The organism is Vibrio sp. 10N.222.52.B7 (assembly GCF_041474275.1).
Lineage (GTDB): Bacteria > Pseudomonadota > Gammaproteobacteria > Enterobacterales > Vibrionaceae > Vibrio > Vibrio crassostreae_C.
In genome coordinates this window covers 1-375 of record NZ_JBFRTU010000326.1, presented here as the reverse complement: position 1 = coordinate 375, position 375 = coordinate 1, and the positions used below count along the sequence as shown (strand labels likewise).

Genomic DNA, 375 nt, shown 5'->3' with positions numbered 1-375 from the left:
GGTTGGAATGACACCACATGGCCGCCAAACAGTGAAATCGCTGCGTTTGCTTTATCGTGGATAACGCGAACCAGTTTTACACCTTCGTGTTCAACGATAGTGACGTTGTCAGAAAGTACCGCCAGTGCAGGTAGAGTAGATAAATCCATTACATGATCCTTCTAAGGAAATTGAATTCAAATGCTGACTAGAGTGATGCTTGTGTTTTCATGAGTAACAAGCAGAGTCAGTATTAGAATTGAATTTTGCGTTTGGGCTATCTTGATGAGCTTAGACAGACGCGGTTTAAAAGATAGCAGGCATTAAAAAGGCGACACTAAGGTCGCCTTTTTCAAAGTCTGCTCAAAACAGTCTTCGCTAATGCTTATCTAAAGC

The 375-nt window shown here is 41.9% G+C and carries 1 pseudogene; it reads right to left on the bottom strand.

Annotation, left to right across the window (positions count from 1 at the left end):
* A pseudogene (locus AB4512_RS23050) lies at nt 1-149 on the bottom strand (D-hexose-6-phosphate mutarotase); the annotation flags it as partial.
* Nucleotides 150-375 lie beyond the last annotated feature (226 nt).